Source organism: Deltaproteobacteria bacterium, from assembly GCA_019310525.1.
Lineage (GTDB): Bacteria > Desulfobacterota > DSM-4660 > Desulfatiglandales > HGW-15 > JAFDEE01.
On the sequence record JAFDEE010000100.1, the window covers coordinates 1 to 18,358 of the forward strand.

Consider the following 18,358-nt stretch of genomic DNA (forward strand, 5'->3'; position numbering starts at 1 on the left):
TTATGGGCACCCTTGTATACACGTCGTTCCATCAAGGTAGCGGAAAGCAGAGGCTACGGATGTTCTCTTCGCTCCCGTCCTCAAGCCGGAAGTCCCAACCCGTCGATGAACCCGGCCATTGCCGAATTGAATGCATCCGCCTGTTCCATCATCACCTGGTGCCCGGCCTCCGGTATGATCTCGAGCCGTGAGGAAGGGATGGAATCCTTCAAGTACATGGAATATTTCACCGGCGTCAGCTTGTCCCGATCCCCGCAAATAATCAGTGCAGGAGAACTGATCTTGTCCATCAGGGTACGGATGTCGAACCGGTCGCAGGCCGTGAAGTCCCCGTGAATGACCGGGGGAGGACAACGGCGGATGCCCTGGATGACGGAGTCCCGGATCTCGCGGGGGGTTTTGGGATGAAAAGCTGCAACATCGATGGAGCAGAAAAAGGATTCGGGATCCTTTTCGAGCATCCGAAAGATCTCGGGCAGGACCCCGAGCTTGGCCCCTGTTCCCACCAGCACGATCCCCGCAAGGCCCTGCCAGGGATCCAGTGCCAGGGTCTGGACCACGGCGCCGCCCATGGAATGTCCGACAAGCAGGATGGGTGAGTCCGGCGATATCCTCTGAATGACCTTTCTGACCCATTCGGCGTAGGCCCCGATCTCCTTCTCGCCCCCTCCGCCGGATTTGCCGTGTCCGGGGAGATCCAGGAGATAGACCGGGTGGGTTTGCCGGAAATAGGCGGCCTGTCGGTTCCACTGGGAGCAGTCCCCCCCGGCGCCGTGGATAAAGAAAAGGGCAGGCGGTTTCACTTCCTCCGCGGTCTTTTCCTCTTGGAGATGTATGGGGATTCCGTCGATCTCGATAATCATGGCAAGCCCCCCGGGGTTTCGTTCGGCAGGCCTTTCGGGGCCGGGGTCCTATGGCTCGAGAATTTGATCCACCATCCGGGAGACGTCCCTTTTCTCGGCCATCATCCTGGTCACCCGGTGAAAGCCCGTGGTGTTCCCCAGCATGATACAGCCGATGATTCGACCCTTGTCAAGGACGATTTTCCTGTAGATGCGGTCATCTTGAACAATCCTGGATTCCCGCTTGTCTTCCGCATCGATGTCCCCTGCTGAAGCGAGGTCGATACCCACCACCTTGAGGGTGTTGGCCATGGTGGTTCCCTCATAGCGGGCCTCCCCGCCCGCCATGTTGATGCCGGCGATTTTTCCCTGTTCCAGGGCCGCGGGCCAGATCCCGTAAGGAATTCCTTTGAATTCGGCCACATCTCCTGCCGCGAAGACCCCCGGAACGTTGGTCTGGAGCCGCTCGTCCACCTTGACACCCTTGTCCGTCATGAGTCCCAAGGGGGCGGCAAGATCGAGGTTCGGGCGCACCCCCGCCGAAATGATGACCATTTCGGCCGAAAGGGTCTCCCCTCCTTCCAATCGGACACCGTTGACCCGGGTCTCTCCCGTGATCTCCTCGGTCCTGGCCCCGAGGCGGAAGGAAAAGCCCATCTCCTCCATGATGCCCTGGAGCCGCTTGGCCCCGTTCTCATCCAGTTGCCTGGGCAGGAGTCTCGGAAAGAATTCCACAACAGTGACCTTTTTCCCCAGTTTCCTGAGGGCCTTCCCGGTCTCCAGTCCGAGGAGCCCCCCGCCGATCAGGACGGCTTCTTCCCGGGCCTCCGCCCAACCCAGAATCTCACGGGCGTCCCGGATGGATCGAAGGGCGAAGACACCCTGTTTGTCCGAGCCCTTGATGGGCGGCACGAAGGAGTGGCTTCCGGTGGCGAGAAGAAGCACATCATATGAAAACTCGTTGTCGTCCCCGGTGAGGACCCGCCTCCTGCCGGCGTCCGCGCCGGTCACCCGGGTATTCAACCGAAGGTCCACGGCGTTCTCCTCATACCAGCTTTCCTTTTTCGCGATCAAGGCCGCCTCGTCGGTCTCTCCCGAGATGAAATCGTTCAACTTGGTCCGCCAGTAAAACGGAAGGGGTTCATCGGTGAGGATGGTGATGGCCCCGTCCCGGTCCAGCTTACGGATGTTCTCGGCCGCGGTGGTCCCCGCCACTCCGTTTCCGATGATCAGGTATTGTTTCATGCTGTCCCTCCATGTCCTGATGAGACCTTTGAAAAACGCCCCCTTTTGCTCAATTTCTGCGTCAGACTCAAACCGGGGACCCGCCCGAAGGGTGGGGAGTCCAAGCGTAGCGCGGACAAATTTTAATCCTCGAAATACTCAATGTATTCCTGTGGTTAAAATTTTCGTCTTCCTTGATCTTGAACAAAATTGAACGTTTTTCAAAGGTCTCCTGATGAAAGGGTTCTTTGGGTTACAGCCTCCCTCAAAGGGGAGCCGGCCTGCGGGGAGAGATGCCAAGGAGACACCCCGCGAGAATCAACTGATTGACCAAGGTGGTCCTCAAAATCCCCGGCCCGGGCCCCAGCGGCCTTCCGGAGGTCACCGCTTCGGCCCCTGGCGTCGAAGGTATTGAAGAACGCCCCCTCATCCGGTCTTCCCTGCTAAAGGACCGGAGAGGCATTGAAAGGCGTAATGGGCGGCCCCCAGAAGGGCCGCCCTCTGGTTCAGGATGACCCGTACCGGGATACGTTCCATGAGGTTTGCGAATCGACCTTTGCGGGTGAAGGCAGCCATGAAGGGACCGTTTTTCAAACGCTCCAGGATCTTGGGTGGGATGCCGCCGCCCAGGTAGACGCCCCCCAGGGCAAGGCTCTTAAGGGCAAGGTTTCCTGCCTCGGCCCCCAGGATCGACACGAAGTGCTCCAGGGCCTTGCTGCAAAGGGGGTCCCGCCCCATGAGGCCCTCCTCGGAGATGACCCGCGGGGGATCTTCCTCTGCGATGCGCTTTGCCACGCGGGCGGATTCCTCGAAGCGGCCCGAATCCCTGAGCCATGAGTAGAGGTTCAGGAGGCCGGGTCCGGACAGGATCCGCTCCATGCTCACGTGACCATACCGCTCGTGGAGGTATTCCCACAGGCCGATTTCATCCCGGCTACCGGGGGAAAAGTCCGCATGCCCGCCCTCGGAAGAAACGGGCAGGTATCCCTTGCCGTCCCAGACCACGAGGGCCTCCCCGAGGCCCGTTCCCGGGGCCACCAGTGCCAGGTTGCCGCCCTTCCTTCCCCTGGCTCGATTTATGGGCGTTTGCTCCCTGCTCCGGAGCAAGGGCAGTGCCCATGCCGTTGCGGCCAGGTCGTTCAGGAGCCGAACACAGGCCAGGTTGAAACGGCCCTCCAAACGGGATTCGGAGACCACCCAGGGCAGGTTGGTCGTGCGGCTCCTTCCCCGGGAAACAGGGCCCGCGATTCCGAAACAGGCGACCCTGACCCCTGAAGGATATTCAGCCATGAAGCGGGCGACCAGATCCTCCAGGCCCGCCGCCTTCCTGCTCTCGTATGTGGCCAGCACCCGCAGGCGCGGCCGCCCTTTCCCCCGGGAGAATAGTCCCATGTGGGTCTTGGTCCCCCCGATATCCCCCGCCAGGACCAGATCCGGGTCTTGACCGGTGTGCTCCATTCGGCTTTGTTTCCTCTTTCCCGTTTATCCAGGTTCGCGGTTTACCGGAAACCGTCCGGGCCCCAGAAAATACTGGAAGCTGAAATCTATCGGCCAGGGTTTCCCAGTCCCTCCACAAGCCCCTTCAGCCCCGAGGGAACGTCCCCTTCGAGGTGAAACCGGATGATCCTTCGCCCGGCATCAAGGAGGGCCTGCCGGTCTCCCAGGGCCTGGGCGGATATTAGAGTGCCGAATGAAAGGGCTGAGGCGTCCTGTAAGGGCCCGTCGGGTATGGGTGCGTCCCCGGGCGCATCGGCCGTGAACTGGATGAAAAGACCCCTGCCGGCGTCTCCCTTGTGGAGCTGGCCGGTGGAGTGCAAAAAGCGCGGACCATATCCCAGGGTTGTGGCCAGCCGGTAGGTCTTCTGGATTCTTTCTCGAAGTTCTTGAAGGATGCGGGTGGTCCCGGCATCGGGCTTCAGAAAGGCCTGTATCGACACGTAACTCCTCCCGGCCGGGGGATCTCCCTCCCCGGGATCGGCCCGCTCCAGGAACTCCCGCAGGGCGGCTACCGGATCCCCGGCCCCGGTATCGCCGTAGACCCGGATGCCGGAGGAGACGAGGGCGGGAGCCGGCTCCGGGAGATAGCCTTTCTCCCGGTAATCAGCCACCATTTTTCGGGCCAGGACCTTGGCCGATTCCACGTTGGGTTGATCAAAGGGGTTGATTCCCAGAAAATGCCCGGCCACGGCCGTGGCCATCTCCCAGCGGAAGAATTCACCCCCCAGGTCATAGAGATCCCGGAGGAGGATCCGGATCACCGGATGACCGGACCGCTCCAGGGCCCGAAGGGGGGAATCAAAGGTCTCATCCCCTTCCAGCACCATGGAGACGAAGAGGCGGTCGGCGGAATAGTCCCCCGGATCAAGGAGGGGTTCGCCCGTGACAGGCAATATGCCCTTCCCCTCCTTGCCGGTGCTCTCGGCGATGAGCTGTTCCACCCATGGGCCAAAAGGTTCGAGTGAAGGAGAGGTAATCAGGGTCAGCTTGTCCCGTCCCCTGGGGGCAAGGATCCCCATTGCGGCCCCCAGCCGCGCCCCGGTGTTGTCTCCGCCGAGGGGACAGTTGCATCCCTCACAGTTGCGGGCCACGAGGGCCGCTCGTTCCAGGATTTCGGCCACATCCACGCCCACGAGGGCCGCAGGGACCAAGCCGAAAAAAGATAGGGCGGAATACCTCCCGCCGATACGAGGATCGTTCAAGAAGACTTTTCTGAAACCGAGTTTCCGGGCCCTCTCCTCCAGGGAACTGCCCGGGTCGGTAATGGCCGCGAAGTGGGCGGCCGCTTCTTTGGGTCCCAAGGCGGCCGCGGCCCGGTTGAAGAAGTAGTTCATGAAGGAAAGGGTCTCCACGGTGCCGCCTGACTTGGTGGAAACGAGGTAGAGGGTCTTTTTCGGATCATGCTCACGCTCGCAGGCAAGGACGGCCCCGGGGTCGGTACTGTCGAGAACGGTGAGATCCAGGAAGCCTTTCCCGGCTCCAAACACCTTTCGAAAGGTCTCGGGGGCAAGGCTGGAACCTCCCATTCCCAGGAGCAGGACTGAGGTCAGTCCCTCTTCCCGGACTCCCTCCACGAATTCGGTGATCTCCCCCAGGCGCTCCGGCATGATATCCGGGCTGTAAAGCCAGCCCAACCGGTTGGTGATCTCTGAGGGGTCTTCCTTCCAGACCCTGTAATCATGGACCCAGATCCGGTCCATGACCTTTTCATCCCGGAGGTGTTTGAGCCCCTCCTTCACCCTCTCCCCATCGTTGCCCAGGTGGGCCGAATAAACCTTTTTTCCGGAAAAGAGGCGGTCCAGTTTTTCGGAAATGCCCTTTAACATGGACTGAAAGGACTGAACAAAGGTCTCCAGCCCTTCCTCCAACAGACCACGGTTGATCCGGTTCAGGTCGATGCCTAAGTCTGCTAGTTTACGAAGGGATTCGGTCACCTCCTCGATCCCCCGGGTTAAGGTCTCGGAAACCGTTCCGTGATCCAGGAAGGCCCGTAGAGTGGCGGGGGTAAGGGTGGTCACCGTGTCGGGACCGATGAGCTGATCCACGTAAAGGGTGTCGGGGTAAAGGGGATTCTTGGTGGCCGTGCCGGCCCAGAGCAGCCTCTGGACGCGGGCGCCCCGGGCGGAAAGCCTGTCCCAGGCCCTCCCGCTGAAGAGGTCCTGGAACTCCAGGTGGGCGAGCTTGGCGTTGGCGATGCCGATCTTGCCCTGGATCTCCCTGTTCCCCGCGGTCTCCAGGGCCCGGTCCACGGCCGTGTCCACCCGGCTCAGGAAAAAGGAGGCCACCGAGGAGACGGCGTCTACGGGCAATCCGCCCCGAACGGTCGGGCCCTCTTGGGCCAGGGTTTCGAGACCCCTGATATAGGCATCGGCGACAGAGCGGTAGACCTCGATGCTGAAAAGCAGGGTGACGTTGACATTGACCCCGGAGGCAATCAACTCGAAGACGGCGGGAATGCCTGCCGGGGTGGCCGGGACCTTGATCATAACGTTGGGGCGGCCCAGGGCCTCGAACAACCTCTTGGCCTCCGAGACCGTCCCTTCAGTATCGTTCGAAAGCCCTGGATCCACTTCCAGGCTCACGAAGCCGTCTCTCCCCTTCGTGGACTCGTATACCGGAAGAAACAAGTCCGCCGCCGTTGCGATGTCTTTGAGGAGCAGCATTTCATATAGCTCCCGGGGAGACTTCTCCTTCCCGAACTTCTTCAGGTCATCGTCATAGTCAGAGCTGCCGGCGACGGCCTTCCAAAAAACGGCGGGATTGGAGGTGAGGCCCCTAAGTCCCTGGCTGATCAGGGACTTCAATTCCCCCGAAAGAAGGAAGTTCCTGCGGATGTAATCATACCAGATGGATTGCCCGGTTCGGGCCAGATCGTGCATTTTGCTCATACCCGCCCCTCCTGCCTGGTTGGTTTTCGGTTCAAGGCGGACCGCCCTCAGGAGTGTGTTGTTTTGATTTCCTGGGGATAGCCGGCATGAAGATCCTGCGCGGCCCGGGGGCCCCAGGTCCCGGCATCATAAGGCAGGAGCATGTCGGCCCGCTCCTCGCACGTCTCGCATTGCTCTATGATGGGAGTCAGGAAGGACCAGCAAAGCTCTACGCCGTCCTCTCTCCAAAAAAGCATGTGGTCTCCGAGCATCACGTCCAGGAGCACTTTCTCGTAGGCATCCAGCATGGGGCCTGAATAGTTCTGGTGGTAATGGAAGTCCATCGTGACGGACCTCAGGCACACCTTTGCTCCCGGGTTCTTTGTCTGGAAGGTCAGGGTGATCTTCTCTTCCGGGTAGACCCCAAGGATTAGACGGTTCGAGGCGATGTCCTCCCCGAGGACCTGTCTGAACAGGGAGTGGGGGACCCCCTTGAACTGGATGGAAATCTGGGTGACCTTTGCGGCGAGGCGTTTCCCGGAGGTCATGTGGAAGGGCACACCCTGCCATCGCCAGTTGTCCAGGTAGACCTTCATCATGGCGAAGGTCGGGGTCAGGGACCGGACGTCGACCCCGGGTTCGTCCCGGTAGGCCGGCACCCGCTCTCCGCCGATACTGCCGGCACCATACTGGCCCAGGACCAGAAACTCCTTGAGGTTCCCGACGGGAAAGGGTCTGAGAGAGCGGTATACCTTGGATTTTTCGTCAAGCACGCAATCGGCGTCGAAGTGGGACGGGGGCTCCATGGCGGTAAGGGCAAGGAGTTGCATCATGTGATTCTGGAACATGTCCCGGAGTATGCCGGCCTGGTCATAGTATCCCGCCCGGTGTTCCACCCCCAGGGTCTCGGCCGCTGTGATACTCACGTGATCCACATAGCGCCGGTTCCAGATGGGTTCAAAGATGGCATTCGCGAACCGAAACATGAGGAGGTTCTGGACGGTCTCCTTGGCCAGGTAATGGTCGATCCGGAAGATTTGGTGCTCGCTGAAGTATTCGTGGAGAGTCCGGTCAAGTTCCATGGCGCTCTCGAGATCCCGGCCGAAGGGCTTTTCCACTACTATACGCGACCAGCCTTTTCCCTCACGGCTTCCCGCGGCAAGACCCGCGCGGCCCAACATGGTGGCGATGGACGGGTAGAGATTCGGGGGCACGGCGAAGTAAAAGATACGGTTTCCCCCGGTTCCATGGGCCTTGTCCAGGGTCTCCAGGTATTCCGACAGTTCCCGGAAATCGGACAAGTTTTCGTAATCGAGAGTCCGGTAGTGAAGCTGCCCTGAAAAGTCATCCCACTTTCCCTCGTCCCATCCGCCGGAGGCCGCAAGGGCCTCCTTCATCCTGTCCCTGAAGGTCTCGTCGTTGAGTTGGGTCCTGGCACACCCTACGACCCGGCAGGGCCGGGGGAGACCACCGTTTCGGTGAAGGCTGAAAAGGGCGGGGATTACTTTCCTGGCGGTGAGATCGCCCGAGGCCCCAAGGATCACAAGGGTGCAGGGATCGGGGCTCTTCTCCAGGATGCAGGAAGCCCGGGGAACATGGAGATCGGGTGCCGTTGCCGCTGCCTCGATTTCCTTTCCGTTCTGAGTCTCAAAATCGACTCTTTCCATGTTTTCTCCGGAAATGACCATCAGTTACCATGCTTCCCGGATCGAACCGCCGTAAGCAGACTTCCCTATCTAGTGTCCATCCATAAAATGGCCAATTTCCGCAATCTCTGCGTCAGGCTCAAACCGGGGACCCGCCCGAAGGGTGGGGAGTCCAAGCGCAGCGCGGACAAATTTTAATCCTCGAAATACTTCAATGTATTCAAAATTTTCGCCTTCCTTGACCTTGCACAAATTTTCTCATTTATGGATAGACACTATCTAGTCATCTCCTTCCCGGGGGCGAACGGCGTGCCCGCCGAACTCCCGCCGAAGGGCGGCGATGACTCTGTCGGCGAAACGGTCTTCATTCCTGGACCTGAATCTTTCCATCAGGGAGAGGGTGATCACCGGGGCGGGAACCCCCAGCTCAATGGCCTGTCGGACCGTCCATCGCCCCTCGCCGGAATCCTCCACGTAGCCCCGTATTCTTTCGAGCTTTCCGTCCCTGGCAAAGAAGGACTCGGCCAGCTCCAGGAGCCAGGAGCGAATAACGCTTCCCCGGTTCCAAAGGCGGGCCAGCCTGGAATAGTCCAGGGTTTTCCCATAAGGCGATTCCTCGAGGATGTGGAACCCCTCACCATAGGCCTCCATCATGCCGTACTCGATGCCGTTATGGACCATCTTGACGAAGTGTCCGGCGCCGATCGGCCCGCAATAGAGATAACCCTCAGGGGGAGCCAGCGTCTCAAGGAGGGGTTCTATAGTCCGGAAGGCCGTCTCATCGCCGCCTATCATCAGGCAGAACCCCTTTTCAAGACCCCAAACGCCCCCGCTCACCCCCACGTCCAGAAAGTGAACGCCCTTCTTCTTAAGGGCTTCGGCCCGCCGAAGATCATCCTTGTAGTCCGTATTGCCCCCATCGACGACAATGTCTCCAGGGGATAGGAGATCCCGGAGCCGTAAAACTTGCTCTTCCACGGCCGATCCGGCGGGGAGCATGATCCAGGCGATTCTGGGAACAGGCAGCTTTTGGACGACTTCCCGGAGGGAATAGGCCCCGACCGCCCCTTCCGCGACCAGGCGGTCGGTCTTCTCCGGCGAGCGGTTGTAGGCCACCACCCGATGGCCTCCCCGCATGAGGCGTCTAGCCATGTTCATACCCATCCGGCCCAGGCCGATCATGGCGATATCCATGGGGGTTCCTCCCTTTTTTGGGAATTGCCGCCCTTACGGGAAACAGAGGTATAGTCCGGGCACTTTCCCGGGGGATGCAGCCCCTCCAGGGGGCTATCGAGGCAGCTCCCGCGCGATCCTTGATGCGAGTTCACGGCAGGCCTCAAGACCCTTGGCGTCCGGCACATACTGAATTCGGAGGCCCGGTTCCACGATCTTGAATTTCATCTTTTCAAATTCTTTGGATATCAGGCTCACGGCCTCTCCGCTCCACCCGTAGGAACCGAAGGCCGCACCGATCTTGTTCTGGGGTTTGAGCCCCTTCATGTAGGTGAGAAAGTCGCTTACCGATGGAAAAAGTCCGTTATTGAGGGTAGGGGAACCCACGATGACCGCCCCGGCATCCAGCACCTCCGTCATCACATCGCTCCGGTGGCAGGACCTCAAATGAAAAGGCTTTGCATATACTCCCTCTTCGGAAAGGGCATGGGCCAGGGCTTCGGCCATCCTTTCCGTGCTGTGCCACATGGTGTCATAGACGATGACGGCCTTTCGCTGCGGCTCCTGCCGGGACCATTCCACATAAGCATTCACTACCTTCATGGGGTCTTTCCTCCACATCACGCCGTGGTCAGGCAGGACCATGTCGAGGGCGATCCCCATCTCTTGCACCTTTTCCACGAGTTTGAGGACCAGGGGAGCATAAAGGAGAAGGATGTTCGCGAAGTACTTTTTGGCATGGGGCATGATCGCTTCTCCGATCTCATCGTCGAACCGTTCCGGGCCTGCATAGTGTTGGCCGAAGGCGTCGCTTGAGAAGAGGATCCTGTCCTCAGGGCTGTATGTAAACATGCTGTCGGGCCAGTGCAACATACGGGTCTCCAGGAAGGTCAGGGTCCTCTTCCCGATATTCAGGGTGCCCCCGTTTTCAACGGGGTGGTAGTTCCACTGCTGGGAGAAATGGCGGGAGAGATTCTTGAAACCCATCTGGGAGCAAAAGAGGGGCTTGTCCTCTCCTACCCTGTGCATGACCCTGGGCAGCCCCCCGCTATGATCCATCTCAGTATGGTTGCTGATCACGTAATCGATTTTCCTTGGATCGATCAATTGTCCGATGTTGTCGAACAACTGCTCTTCGAATCCCTTTTTCACCGTATCAATAAGTGTGATCTTTTCATCCAGGATGAGGTACGCGTTGTAAGTGCTTCCGTTTTCCGTGGAATAGCCGTGAAAGTCTCTGATATTCCAGTCAACAGCACCGACCCAGTAAATATCTTTAACGATCTCTATCGGCTTCATTGCAAATTCCTCCTGCTTGTTGCGTAGTGGAAGGTGTTTTCTCTTGTCCATTGGGGGCCGGGAACTCAAGGGATTATGGAATCGTTCTTCCCCTGTTGAAGAGGCATGGTGATGGTGAATGACGTCCCTTTCCCCGGTTCGCTTTTCAGGGAAAAAGTGCTTCCCTCATGCTCTTCCACGATTCTCTTGGAAATGCTGAGCCCCAGCCCGCTCCCCTCCCGCTTGGTGGTGAAAAAAGGGGAGAAGATCTTCTCCATGTCTTCAGGGGGAATGCCGCACCCGTTGTCGCTCACGGTTACCTCGGCCCGGTCCCCTTTGGCGCGGGAACGGATGATCAGTTCGCCCTCTTCTTCCATGGATTCTATGGAATTCCTGGCCAGGTTGAGAAAGACCTGCTCCAATTTACCCCGGTCTCCGTTTACGATCAGGGAGGCGGGAACTGTATCCAGTTTCACCCGGATTTTTCTCTCCCTGCAATCGCCCTTAACGAGCATGTAGACATGACGGAGCAGGGCATTGAGATCCATCGGTTCAGGCGAGAGGGGTTTGGGGTTGTAAAATTCGCCCAGTTCTCTGAGGAGGTTTTCCAAACGCTCTACTTCCTCTGCAATGACCTCCAGTTTCTTGAGGGACTTCTCGTTGGATGGATCCCGGATCAACTGCCGGGCAAACCCCCCGATGAGCATGAGCGAATTCTTGATCTCGTGGGTGATTTCAGCAACGAAGCGGCCCAGGGCGGAGAGACGCTCGGACCGGGCCATTCGTTCTTCGAGGGCCTTGGTTTCCGTGAGATCCTTGACGATCGCGGTGAAATAGGGTCGACCCTGCACGTGGGACACGGAAAATGAGATGTGGGCCGGAAAGGTCTCCCCGCTCTTGCGGGTGGCCGTGAGTTCCGACCCGTGTCCGATTTTTCCGGGAACGCCTGTGCGAATGTAGCGCTCCACGGCCTCCCTGTGTCCGTTGCTGCAGCGGGGGGACATTATGATGTCCAGGTCGCGGCCAAGCACCTCTTCCCGGCTGTAACCGAACATCGCCTCCGCCGCCCTGTTGAAGAATACGACCCTGTGGGCGCCGTCTATCGTGACAAAGGCCTCGTTGGTATTCTCGACCGCACTCCTGAGAACCACCAGTTCTTTGTCCTGATCGTGAGGATCGGCCCTCATGCTCCCATCTTAATCTTCCTTTTCAAACTGGTCCTTGGTGGCCCCGCATACAGGGCAGGTCCAGTCGTCCGGAAGGTCCTCGAAAGAGGTTCCTGGATCAACCCCGTTGTCGGGATCGCCGTTGGCGGGATCATAAACATAACCGCATACCGTGCAAACGTACTTCTCCATCCTCATTACCTCCCTGATCAGTTTGAAATGGTCTTACTACTGCCTAAATTGAGGATTTCCGAGTTTTCTGGAGACCTGCCCGAGGCAGGCAAGTGCAAGGCGCTTGAAGTACTAAAAGTACGTCTTCGCACCTTACGCCTTGCATCTTCGGCAAACTCGGCAATTGCATAATCCGGATTAAATATCTAGACTATCCTACTCCCAGGGCCAAATCAAGGATAAGCTTTTCAATGGCACTACGGGCAGCAAGGTGTCTTCAGGCGGAATTTCGACGGAGTTCACCCCGCCGTTCCTCCCTGCAGCCAGGCTGCAGGGTATCCCGACGAAGGCGAATGAAATCTCAGGCGGCCTCCATGGCCCGGCGGTCGGCCATGTCCATGAGGACCCTTTCCCTGGCCCTATCGATCCCCAAGGCCTTCCGCTTTTCGTCTATGTGGGCGATCATCATCCCGGCCATTTCGAAAGGATCGCTCGTGAAGCCCCATTTACCGAATCCCTGCTTCTCCAGACCCTCGAAGAGGAGCCGGTGGAACCTGGTCTCTTCGATGATAGGAAAGGTGACGCCGAAAACCGTGAACACCCCAGAAGCCACAAAGTAGTGCCCGATGGAAATGGCCTTTTCGCTCATCCACTCGGGTGCCGCACCTACGACCGGCAGATCCGCGATGCTATCCCCCAGACCTCCCACCCGAACCATTTCGGAGCAGGCGGTCAGAATCCTGCTGTTGTCCACACAAGATCCCAGGCCCAGCACCGGCGGCATGCCCACGGCCTCGCATACCTCCCTAAGCCCTGCCCCCGCGAAATGGGCAGCCTCCGGGGTGTAAAGCCCGGCCTTGGCCAGGGCAATCTGGGAGCACCCCGTCTGCACAACCAGCACGTCGTTCTTGATAAGCTCCTTGACCAATTCCACGTGGACCCAGTCCTGCTTCACCCTTGGATTGGTGCACCCGACCACGCCGGCCACCCCTCGGATTCTGCCGTTGATTATGTTGTCGTTGAGGGGAGTGTAGGAAGCCCTGAAGGTCCCGCCCAGCATATAATTGATGTACTCGTGACTGAACCCGTGAATTCCCATATTCTTGATCTTTGGGATTTCAACGGGTTTGTTCCTGTTTTTGAACCTTACTATGGCCATCTCAACTATGGCGTCGGTGCATTTTCTGGGTTCATGCTCTTCGAACTGGATATGCTCCACGCCCTCGATGCGGCACCTTGGGTTGGTGGTGAAAAGTTTCGTCCCATAGCAATCCGCCACCTTGGCCAGCCCCTGCTTGATGCACTGTACATCCACCCCCATGGCGTCAACAGCGCCTGTCACCATGACGGCCTCGGTGGACATGAAGTTGCCGGCATGAGGAATCCCGTGCCGGGACAGCATCTCGGCTCCGGAGCAGCACATCCCCACTAGATTGATCCCCTTGGCTCCGGCATCCTTGGCCGCCTGGATCAAGGTGGTATCGTTTACCGAGTCCAGTATGGATTCAAAGAGGTTGGGTTCGTGACCGTGTATGATGATATTCACTTCATCTTCCTTGAGGCATCCCATGTTTACCTCGGCACGAACCGGGGTGGGGGTTCCGAAAAGGATATCGGAAATCTCCGTGGCCACCATTGATCCACCCCATCCGTCTGCCAGTGCCGTGCGGCTGCACTGCCTGGTGATGTTTTCATAGTCCTGATCAACACCCATGTGGGTGCGGTGGAGCAACTCCATGATTTCACGCATGGCTCCCCGGGGGACGACACCGTGCTTCCGCCAGGTCTCCAGGGTCTTTTCCGGCACCCGCTTGACAAAAGGGATTTCCCCCTCCACCTGGGTATAGGTGCGTTCCAGTTCATCGTACAGATCCATTGCAATCTCTTCGTTGGTTCGTCCCCCCACCTCAATGCCGATCTCCCGGGCCACATCATGAAGCTTGATGGGATCCTTGATGTGATAATCCTTGATGTTTCCCTTCACCACTTCCCTGAAAACATCCAGCATACTCATGCCGTGGTCCGTGTGGGCAGCTGCACCGCTTGCCACCATCCGGGCGAAGTTGCGGGCCATTATGGTGTCGATAGTGGCCCCACAAACACCTACCTTCTTGTATGGATCCCCGGCGTTCAGCCTGCAGGGACCCATGGAGCAATGCTTGCAGCAGGCAGAATCCTTCCCAATGGGACACGCCTTCATCCCGGCGGCACGGTGAAAGGCCGTTTCCACTCCATCCCTCTCCGCCTTTGCCAGCATCCGGGCGGTGGCATCACACAGGATGGCATCCTTGATGTTCAGGGCCTTTTTTTCTTTTGGTTTTTTATCATTGTCCATTGCATTTCCTCCTTCACGAGGATTCGGAACCCCCTTCATGGAGATTAGTAACTATTACTAATAACAAACAAAAAAATATATCATCTCTCCTCTATCGCAAGGCATCCTTATCGCTTGCATTTCGGGCAACTTGCCATAGTAAGGGCGCCCCCACAACAGGAACGGTTCCCCCTGCCGGAGGGCGCGCCTTCATCAAAACAGATAAGCCCCTCGGGAACGAAAAATCCGGCGGGTTTCTAAGCCCCCGATTCCGGGGTGCAGCGGGAAAAGTCTATCTCTTGTCCGCAACCCGCGCAGACATGTTTTTTGTCGAACTCATCCGAGAAAATTTCTTTTTCCTTACCGCAGTTCGGGCATTTGCACACAAAGGACTTCAGATGCTTGAGTTGCTCAAACCCCGGGCAATGTTGCGGAGTCGTCATGGGCCGCCCTCCTTCCTGGGTGATTGTTGTTTTGCTTCCAGGCTCTCCAGGTCAAGTAGGCTTCAAATCACCTTGCCGCCTTCTCTTCCCCGGGAAGCCAAGGCCCTGGCGGGCCGTGCCCGAAAGCTTAACCTTTCATCTTATTGGCTATCTCACGGCCGTAGTCTTGGGCCATCCGTGTTCCACCCTGTAGCGAGGCCGATTTCAATCTCAAAGGTGCACCGACCATGTTCATCCCGTATATATTTTTCATGGTATCAAAAATGCGGTCCGGGGCCTCCCCGCTCCAGCCAAAGGCACCGAAGGCACCGCCGATCTTTCCCTCAAGATCGGCTTTTTCGGCGAGGAAGAGCATGGTTTTCATGGGCTGCATCATTTCACCGTGGTAAGTGGCCGAGCCGAAGACATAGGCGTCGTACCCCAGGAGATCCTCCTTGTCTTTGATGTCCTGGACGTTCACCACTTCTGCCTCCCCGCCCTCGAACCGGATCCCCTCCGCGATAAGGTTCGCGATGCTCTCCGTATCACCGGACCGCGTGCTGTAGACTAAAAGGGCCTTTCCCATTTGCTTCTCTCCCGGCATAAACCCTTTGGACGGATGTTATTCTCCATCTGTCTCTTCTTCTAGTCGCCCCTTGTGTTTGGTTCCGCATAGAGGACAAAGCACATCGATCTCCTTCTCGTCCCCGATGAATTTCTCCCTGAGTATTTCAGGACTCAGGTGACTGACGGTTCCGCATGCACACTGGGGGCATTCGGCCCTCACACGGTATTTCTTCTCGGACATCTTGAATCCCTCCTGATCCGTGACTCCTGGTCGAAGTCTCTTTCTTGATCGGGATCACCCCCGGTCCGGCCGCAATCAGGGATATATTATCAAATATCTACGATTCAACCCGCGGGCGACGATCATGCCTTCCAGAGGCCGTGAAGGTTGCAGTACTCACGGGCCGTCACCTGGGCTGCATCGATCCTGAAGAAGGCCTCAGGCTTGTCCCCGGGATTGAGAAATTGCCTGTAAGCCTTGCCGTCGGCGATAAGCTCGATCCACTCGATGTAGTGCTTTTCCTCCATTGGATGGGCAACGCCGCCCACCTTGACCAGAAAACCATCGGAGGTCTTCTCTACCACAGGAACATGTTTCTCCCTGGCGGCATCCACCGTGTTCTCAACGAAGAGTTTCATGGGTTCACCGCAGCAAACCAGTTCTCCCTTACCACCATGCAAGACTTCGACAATGTTTCCGCACTTTTCACACTTGTAAATCTGGAGTTTCTCGGCCATTTTCAGTCCTCCTTCCATCTCATTTGTGTTTTTCGTTCCGCCCCCCGGCAAAATGAGAAGGAAACCAGGGGATGTGCAAGGAGATCAGCCCTACCAGTTCTCCCCCAGCAACTCGAAATGGGCCTGTGGATGAGCGCAGGCAGGGCAGGTCTCCGGGGCCTCAGTGCCCTTGTGGAGATACCCGCAGTTCCTGCACCGCCAGACCACTTCTGAATCCCGTTTGAAGACTCGGCCGTTTTGAATGTTGGCTGCGAGTTCCCTGTACCTTTTCTCGTGCTGTTTTTCGGCCACGGCAATAGCCCTGAATACCCCTGCGATTTCGGTGAATCCCTCACTTTCGGCCGTATCGGCAAAGGACGGGTACATCTCCGTATACTCGTAGTGTTCACCTTGTGCGGCGGCCAGCAGATTTTCCACAGTGGTGCCGATGACACCCGCAGGAAAACTCGCCTTCACCTCCACTTCACCGCCTTCCAGGAATTTGAAAAGCCGCTTGGCGTGTTCCCGTTCCTGGTTGGCCGTCTCTTCGAAGATGTCGGCGATCTGCACATAACCGTCTTTTCTGGCCTGGCTCGCGAAGTATGTGTATCGGTTCCGGGCCTGGGATTCACCCGCAAAGGCGGTAAGCAGATTTTTTTCCGTTTGGCTTCCCTTGAGTTCCGGCATGGTCTTTTTCCTCCATCCTTTTGATTTTTTTCTAATCTTCGTCTTCCCGTACTCTGCAATCCTTGCAAAGTCCCAGGAATTCGAGTTTGTGTCCGAAGATTCCGTACCGAGTCAGTTTCCCCACAACCTTCTCGAGAAGATCCAAGGTGCTTCTAACCGGTTCAACCGGGGTGTCATCCACTTTTCCGCAACGAACGCATATGGTGTGATAATGTTGGGACGTATTTCCGTCATAGCGCATCAATGTGCGGCCCGGTTCCAGCTTCTTGATAAGCCCGCTGCCGGCCAGCATGTCCAGGTTCCGGTACACGGTGCCCAAGCTGATTCGAGGCAGCCGCCTCTTCACCCTTTCATATATTTCGTCGGCTGTAGGGTGATCGCAACTTTTCCGGACCTCCTCCAGGATTACCCGGCGTTGATCCGTCATCCGATATTTTTTGTCAGTGCCCATAGATTCCAGGATGCGTTATTAGGAATAATTACTATTATCCATACATGAAAAAGCCCTATCAAGGATTAAATCGAAAAAGTCATAAGGGAGGAGACCCGTTCCGGCGGGTTCAGCTTCCCTCCTCCGCAACCGAACCGGGTCCTGCAAGGGGACGAAACATCTTTCTCCCTGCCCCGCATACCGGACATTTCCAGTCCTCGGGCAGGTCCTCGAAGCGGGTCCCTTTCGGGATCTTTCCCTTCCTGTCCCCCCTGTCCGGGTCATAGATGTAACCGCAATTTATTGTCTGGCATTGCCACATATCTTCAGGCTGGGCCATGATTTCACCATTGTTCCTTTTGAATCCAAGGGGATCTCCCCGGTCCGTGATTATCGGCAGAACCTTCTTTCCCCGGCCTCATCTCAATATGGTTTGAAAAAGGCCTTGGGTGTGGCCCCACAAACAGGACACTTCTCCGGGGGCTCTTTTTCGCAAGTATACCCGCAAACTGAGCAGACGTAATAATCCACCTCCTCAAGATCCTCTATATGGTCCAAAGCCTTCTGGTACAAGTCCGCATGAACCTTTTCAACGGCATTGGCATATGTGAAGCTTCGCTCAGCGATCCTGTTCCCTTCTTCCTTGGCATCCTCTATCATCTGGGGGTACATCTTGGTGAATTCATGGGTTTCCCCGGCAATGGCCTCCTTGAGATTCTCCCGGGTATTATGGACCCCCTTTAAGGCCCGGAGATGGGAGTGGGCATGAACGGTTTCCGCCGCAGCGGCCGCCTTGAATAATTTTGCCACCTGCAGCTTTCCCTCCTTTTCAGCCTGATCGGCGAAGGCGAGGTATCGACGGTTGGCCTGAGATTCTCCTGCAAATGCCTCTTTCAGATTCTGCTCTGTTTTGCTCATCGAATGACTCCTTCCATAAGTTTAGGTTTTTGTTTTCGTGAAAGGGGCGCTCCGGAGACCCTGCACACACGGAGAATCGAATCCGTGGAATGATCTCCGGCAAATTGCAATGTCTCATAGGGTAATACTCGGGACCTTAAGGTGAAATGGGGTAAACAGCGTATTTCGCGCAGGAAAAGACCGGATTTACGGGGCCCATAACAATATGACCTTCCCCCGGGTTCGGCATGGGGGGATCGGAAAACCCGTCCGGCGGGAAAGGAGAAGAAGAAGTCCGGGTGGCCCGGAAAGAAAAGTGGCCGGTCGGATTAATCAGGGTAGGTAGGGGGCTTGATCAGGTGTCTGTTGAAAATTTTCCGGAACGAGGCGAACGAAGGGCGGGGGATTCAGACGGGAGGGGAGACATCAGGCGCTTTCGACCATAAATCCTTGCATCCTG

Annotated in this window: 18 protein-coding genes; all 18 read right to left on the reverse strand. The window is 57.4% G+C overall.

Annotated elements, in window-relative coordinates; all coding sequences use genetic code 11:
- Positions 1 to 80 precede the first annotated feature (80 nt).
- The 18 genes from JRF57_14490 to JRF57_14575 all read right to left on the reverse strand — a co-directional run bounded on the left by JRF57_14490 (position 81) and on the right by JRF57_14575 (position 17,919).
- A complete protein-coding gene (locus JRF57_14490; protein MBW2304908.1) occupies positions 81 to 863 on the reverse strand; it encodes an alpha/beta hydrolase in 783 nt (260 codons plus the stop codon).
- A 48-nt stretch (positions 864 to 911) separates the two neighbouring features.
- Positions 912 to 2,087, reverse strand: coding sequence for an NAD(P)/FAD-dependent oxidoreductase (locus tag JRF57_14495; protein ID MBW2304909.1), 1,176 nt, complete (start codon positions 2,085 to 2,087; stop codon positions 912 to 914).
- Positions 2,088 to 2,492: 405 nt separating this feature from the next.
- Entirely contained in the window at positions 2,493 to 3,524 is a 1,032-nt protein-coding gene (gene glk, locus JRF57_14500; protein ID MBW2304910.1) for a glucokinase, read from the reverse strand.
- Positions 3,525 to 3,610: 86 nt separating this feature from the next.
- The gene (locus JRF57_14505) at positions 3,611 to 6,451 is read right to left on the reverse strand and encodes a bifunctional transaldolase/phosoglucose isomerase (GenBank protein MBW2304911.1); all 2,841 of its coding nucleotides are present in this window, start codon (positions 6,449 to 6,451) and stop codon (positions 3,611 to 3,613) included.
- Between the two features lie 47 nt (positions 6,452 to 6,498).
- On the reverse strand, positions 6,499 to 8,097 hold the full coding sequence (zwf, locus tag JRF57_14510) for a glucose-6-phosphate dehydrogenase (GenBank protein MBW2304912.1): 1,599 nt from the start codon (positions 8,095 to 8,097) through the stop codon (positions 6,499 to 6,501).
- A gap of 258 nt (positions 8,098 to 8,355) precedes the next feature.
- Positions 8,356 to 9,270 carry a decarboxylating 6-phosphogluconate dehydrogenase gene (gene gnd / locus JRF57_14515; protein MBW2304913.1) on the reverse strand — a complete coding sequence of 305 codons (915 nt, stop codon included), beginning with the start codon at positions 9,268 to 9,270 and terminating at the stop codon, positions 8,356 to 8,358.
- A gap of 93 nt (positions 9,271 to 9,363) precedes the next feature.
- Positions 9,364 to 10,548, reverse strand: coding sequence for an FprA family A-type flavoprotein (locus JRF57_14520; protein MBW2304914.1), 1,185 nt, complete (start codon positions 10,546 to 10,548; stop codon positions 9,364 to 9,366).
- A gap of 65 nt (positions 10,549 to 10,613) precedes the next feature.
- On the reverse strand, positions 10,614 to 11,714 hold the full coding sequence (locus JRF57_14525) for a PAS domain S-box protein (GenBank protein ID MBW2304915.1): 1,101 nt from the start codon (positions 11,712 to 11,714) through the stop codon (positions 10,614 to 10,616).
- 9 nt (positions 11,715 to 11,723) lie between these two features.
- Positions 11,724 to 11,885 (reverse strand): rubredoxin, encoded by a 162-nt coding sequence (locus JRF57_14530; protein ID MBW2304916.1) that lies wholly within the window; start codon positions 11,883 to 11,885, stop codon positions 11,724 to 11,726.
- Between the two features lie 340 nt (positions 11,886 to 12,225).
- Positions 12,226 to 14,199: an anaerobic carbon-monoxide dehydrogenase catalytic subunit gene (gene cooS / locus JRF57_14535; protein ID MBW2304917.1), complete on the reverse strand. Its 1,974-nt coding sequence runs from the start codon at positions 14,197 to 14,199 to the stop codon at positions 12,226 to 12,228.
- A gap of 236 nt (positions 14,200 to 14,435) precedes the next feature.
- A complete protein-coding gene (locus tag JRF57_14540; protein MBW2304918.1) occupies positions 14,436 to 14,621 on the reverse strand; it encodes a hypothetical protein in 186 nt (61 codons plus the stop codon).
- A 127-nt stretch (positions 14,622 to 14,748) separates the two neighbouring features.
- A complete protein-coding gene (locus tag JRF57_14545) occupies positions 14,749 to 15,186 on the reverse strand; it encodes an FprA family A-type flavoprotein (protein MBW2304919.1) in 438 nt (145 codons plus the stop codon).
- 36 nt (positions 15,187 to 15,222) lie between these two features.
- Positions 15,223 to 15,408 carry a hypothetical protein gene (locus JRF57_14550; protein MBW2304920.1) on the reverse strand — a complete coding sequence of 62 codons (186 nt, stop codon included), beginning with the start codon at positions 15,406 to 15,408 and terminating at the stop codon, positions 15,223 to 15,225.
- A 122-nt stretch (positions 15,409 to 15,530) separates the two neighbouring features.
- Complete coding sequence (locus tag JRF57_14555; GenBank protein MBW2304921.1) at positions 15,531 to 15,905, reverse strand: desulfoferrodoxin; 375 nt, start codon at positions 15,903 to 15,905, stop codon at positions 15,531 to 15,533.
- A gap of 90 nt (positions 15,906 to 15,995) precedes the next feature.
- Complete coding sequence (locus tag JRF57_14560; protein MBW2304922.1) at positions 15,996 to 16,571, reverse strand: rubrerythrin family protein; 576 nt, start codon at positions 16,569 to 16,571, stop codon at positions 15,996 to 15,998.
- A 31-nt stretch (positions 16,572 to 16,602) separates the two neighbouring features.
- Positions 16,603 to 17,022, reverse strand: a complete 420-nt coding sequence (locus JRF57_14565) for a transcriptional repressor (GenBank protein MBW2304923.1) — start codon at positions 17,020 to 17,022, stop codon at positions 16,603 to 16,605.
- A gap of 109 nt (positions 17,023 to 17,131) precedes the next feature.
- Positions 17,132 to 17,341 carry a rubredoxin gene (locus tag JRF57_14570; protein ID MBW2304924.1) on the reverse strand — a complete coding sequence of 70 codons (210 nt, stop codon included), beginning with the start codon at positions 17,339 to 17,341 and terminating at the stop codon, positions 17,132 to 17,134.
- Positions 17,342 to 17,424: 83 nt separating this feature from the next.
- Positions 17,425 to 17,919 (reverse strand): rubrerythrin family protein, encoded by a 495-nt coding sequence (locus JRF57_14575; GenBank protein ID MBW2304925.1) that lies wholly within the window; start codon positions 17,917 to 17,919, stop codon positions 17,425 to 17,427.
- Positions 17,920 to 18,358 lie beyond the last annotated feature (439 nt).

Coding starts and splice junctions, on each gene's coding strand:
- JRF57_14525 (MBW2304915.1), bottom strand. CDS start 11,714: ATGAGGGCCGATCCTCACGATCAGGACAAAGAACTGGTGGTTCTCAGG.
- JRF57_14575 (MBW2304925.1), bottom strand. CDS start 17,919: ATGAGCAAAACAGAGCAGAATCTGAAAGAGGCATTTGCAGGAGAATCT.
- JRF57_14565 (MBW2304923.1), bottom strand. CDS start 17,022: ATGGGCACTGACAAAAAATATCGGATGACGGATCAACGCCGGGTAATC.
- JRF57_14545 (MBW2304919.1), bottom strand. CDS start 15,186: ATGGGAAAGGCCCTTTTAGTCTACAGCACGCGGTCCGGTGATACGGAG.
- JRF57_14555 (MBW2304921.1), bottom strand. CDS start 15,905: ATGGCCGAGAAACTCCAGATTTACAAGTGTGAAAAGTGCGGAAACATT.
- gnd (MBW2304913.1), bottom strand. CDS start 9,270: ATGGATATCGCCATGATCGGCCTGGGCCGGATGGGTATGAACATGGCT.
- JRF57_14490 (MBW2304908.1), bottom strand. CDS start 863: ATGATTATCGAGATCGACGGAATCCCCATACATCTCCAAGAGGAAAAG.
- JRF57_14530 (MBW2304916.1), bottom strand. CDS start 11,885: ATGGAGAAGTACGTTTGCACGGTATGCGGTTATGTTTATGATCCCGCC.
- JRF57_14505 (MBW2304911.1), bottom strand. CDS start 6,451: ATGAGCAAAATGCACGATCTGGCCCGAACCGGGCAATCCATCTGGTAT.
- JRF57_14560 (MBW2304922.1), bottom strand. CDS start 16,571: ATGCCGGAACTCAAGGGAAGCCAAACGGAAAAAAATCTGCTTACCGCC.
- JRF57_14540 (MBW2304918.1), bottom strand. CDS start 14,621: ATGACGACTCCGCAACATTGCCCGGGGTTTGAGCAACTCAAGCATCTG.
- JRF57_14520 (MBW2304914.1), bottom strand. CDS start 10,548: ATGAAGCCGATAGAGATCGTTAAAGATATTTACTGGGTCGGTGCTGTT.
- glk (MBW2304910.1), bottom strand. CDS start 3,524: ATGGAGCACACCGGTCAAGACCCGGATCTGGTCCTGGCGGGGGATATC.
- cooS (MBW2304917.1), bottom strand. CDS start 14,199: ATGGACAATGATAAAAAACCAAAAGAAAAAAAGGCCCTGAACATCAAG.
- zwf (MBW2304912.1), bottom strand. CDS start 8,097: ATGGAAAGAGTCGATTTTGAGACTCAGAACGGAAAGGAAATCGAGGCA.
- JRF57_14495 (MBW2304909.1), bottom strand. CDS start 2,087: ATGAAACAATACCTGATCATCGGAAACGGAGTGGCGGGGACCACCGCG.
- JRF57_14550 (MBW2304920.1), bottom strand. CDS start 15,408: ATGTCCGAGAAGAAATACCGTGTGAGGGCCGAATGCCCCCAGTGTGCA.
- JRF57_14570 (MBW2304924.1), bottom strand. CDS start 17,341: ATGGCCCAGCCTGAAGATATGTGGCAATGCCAGACAATAAATTGCGGT.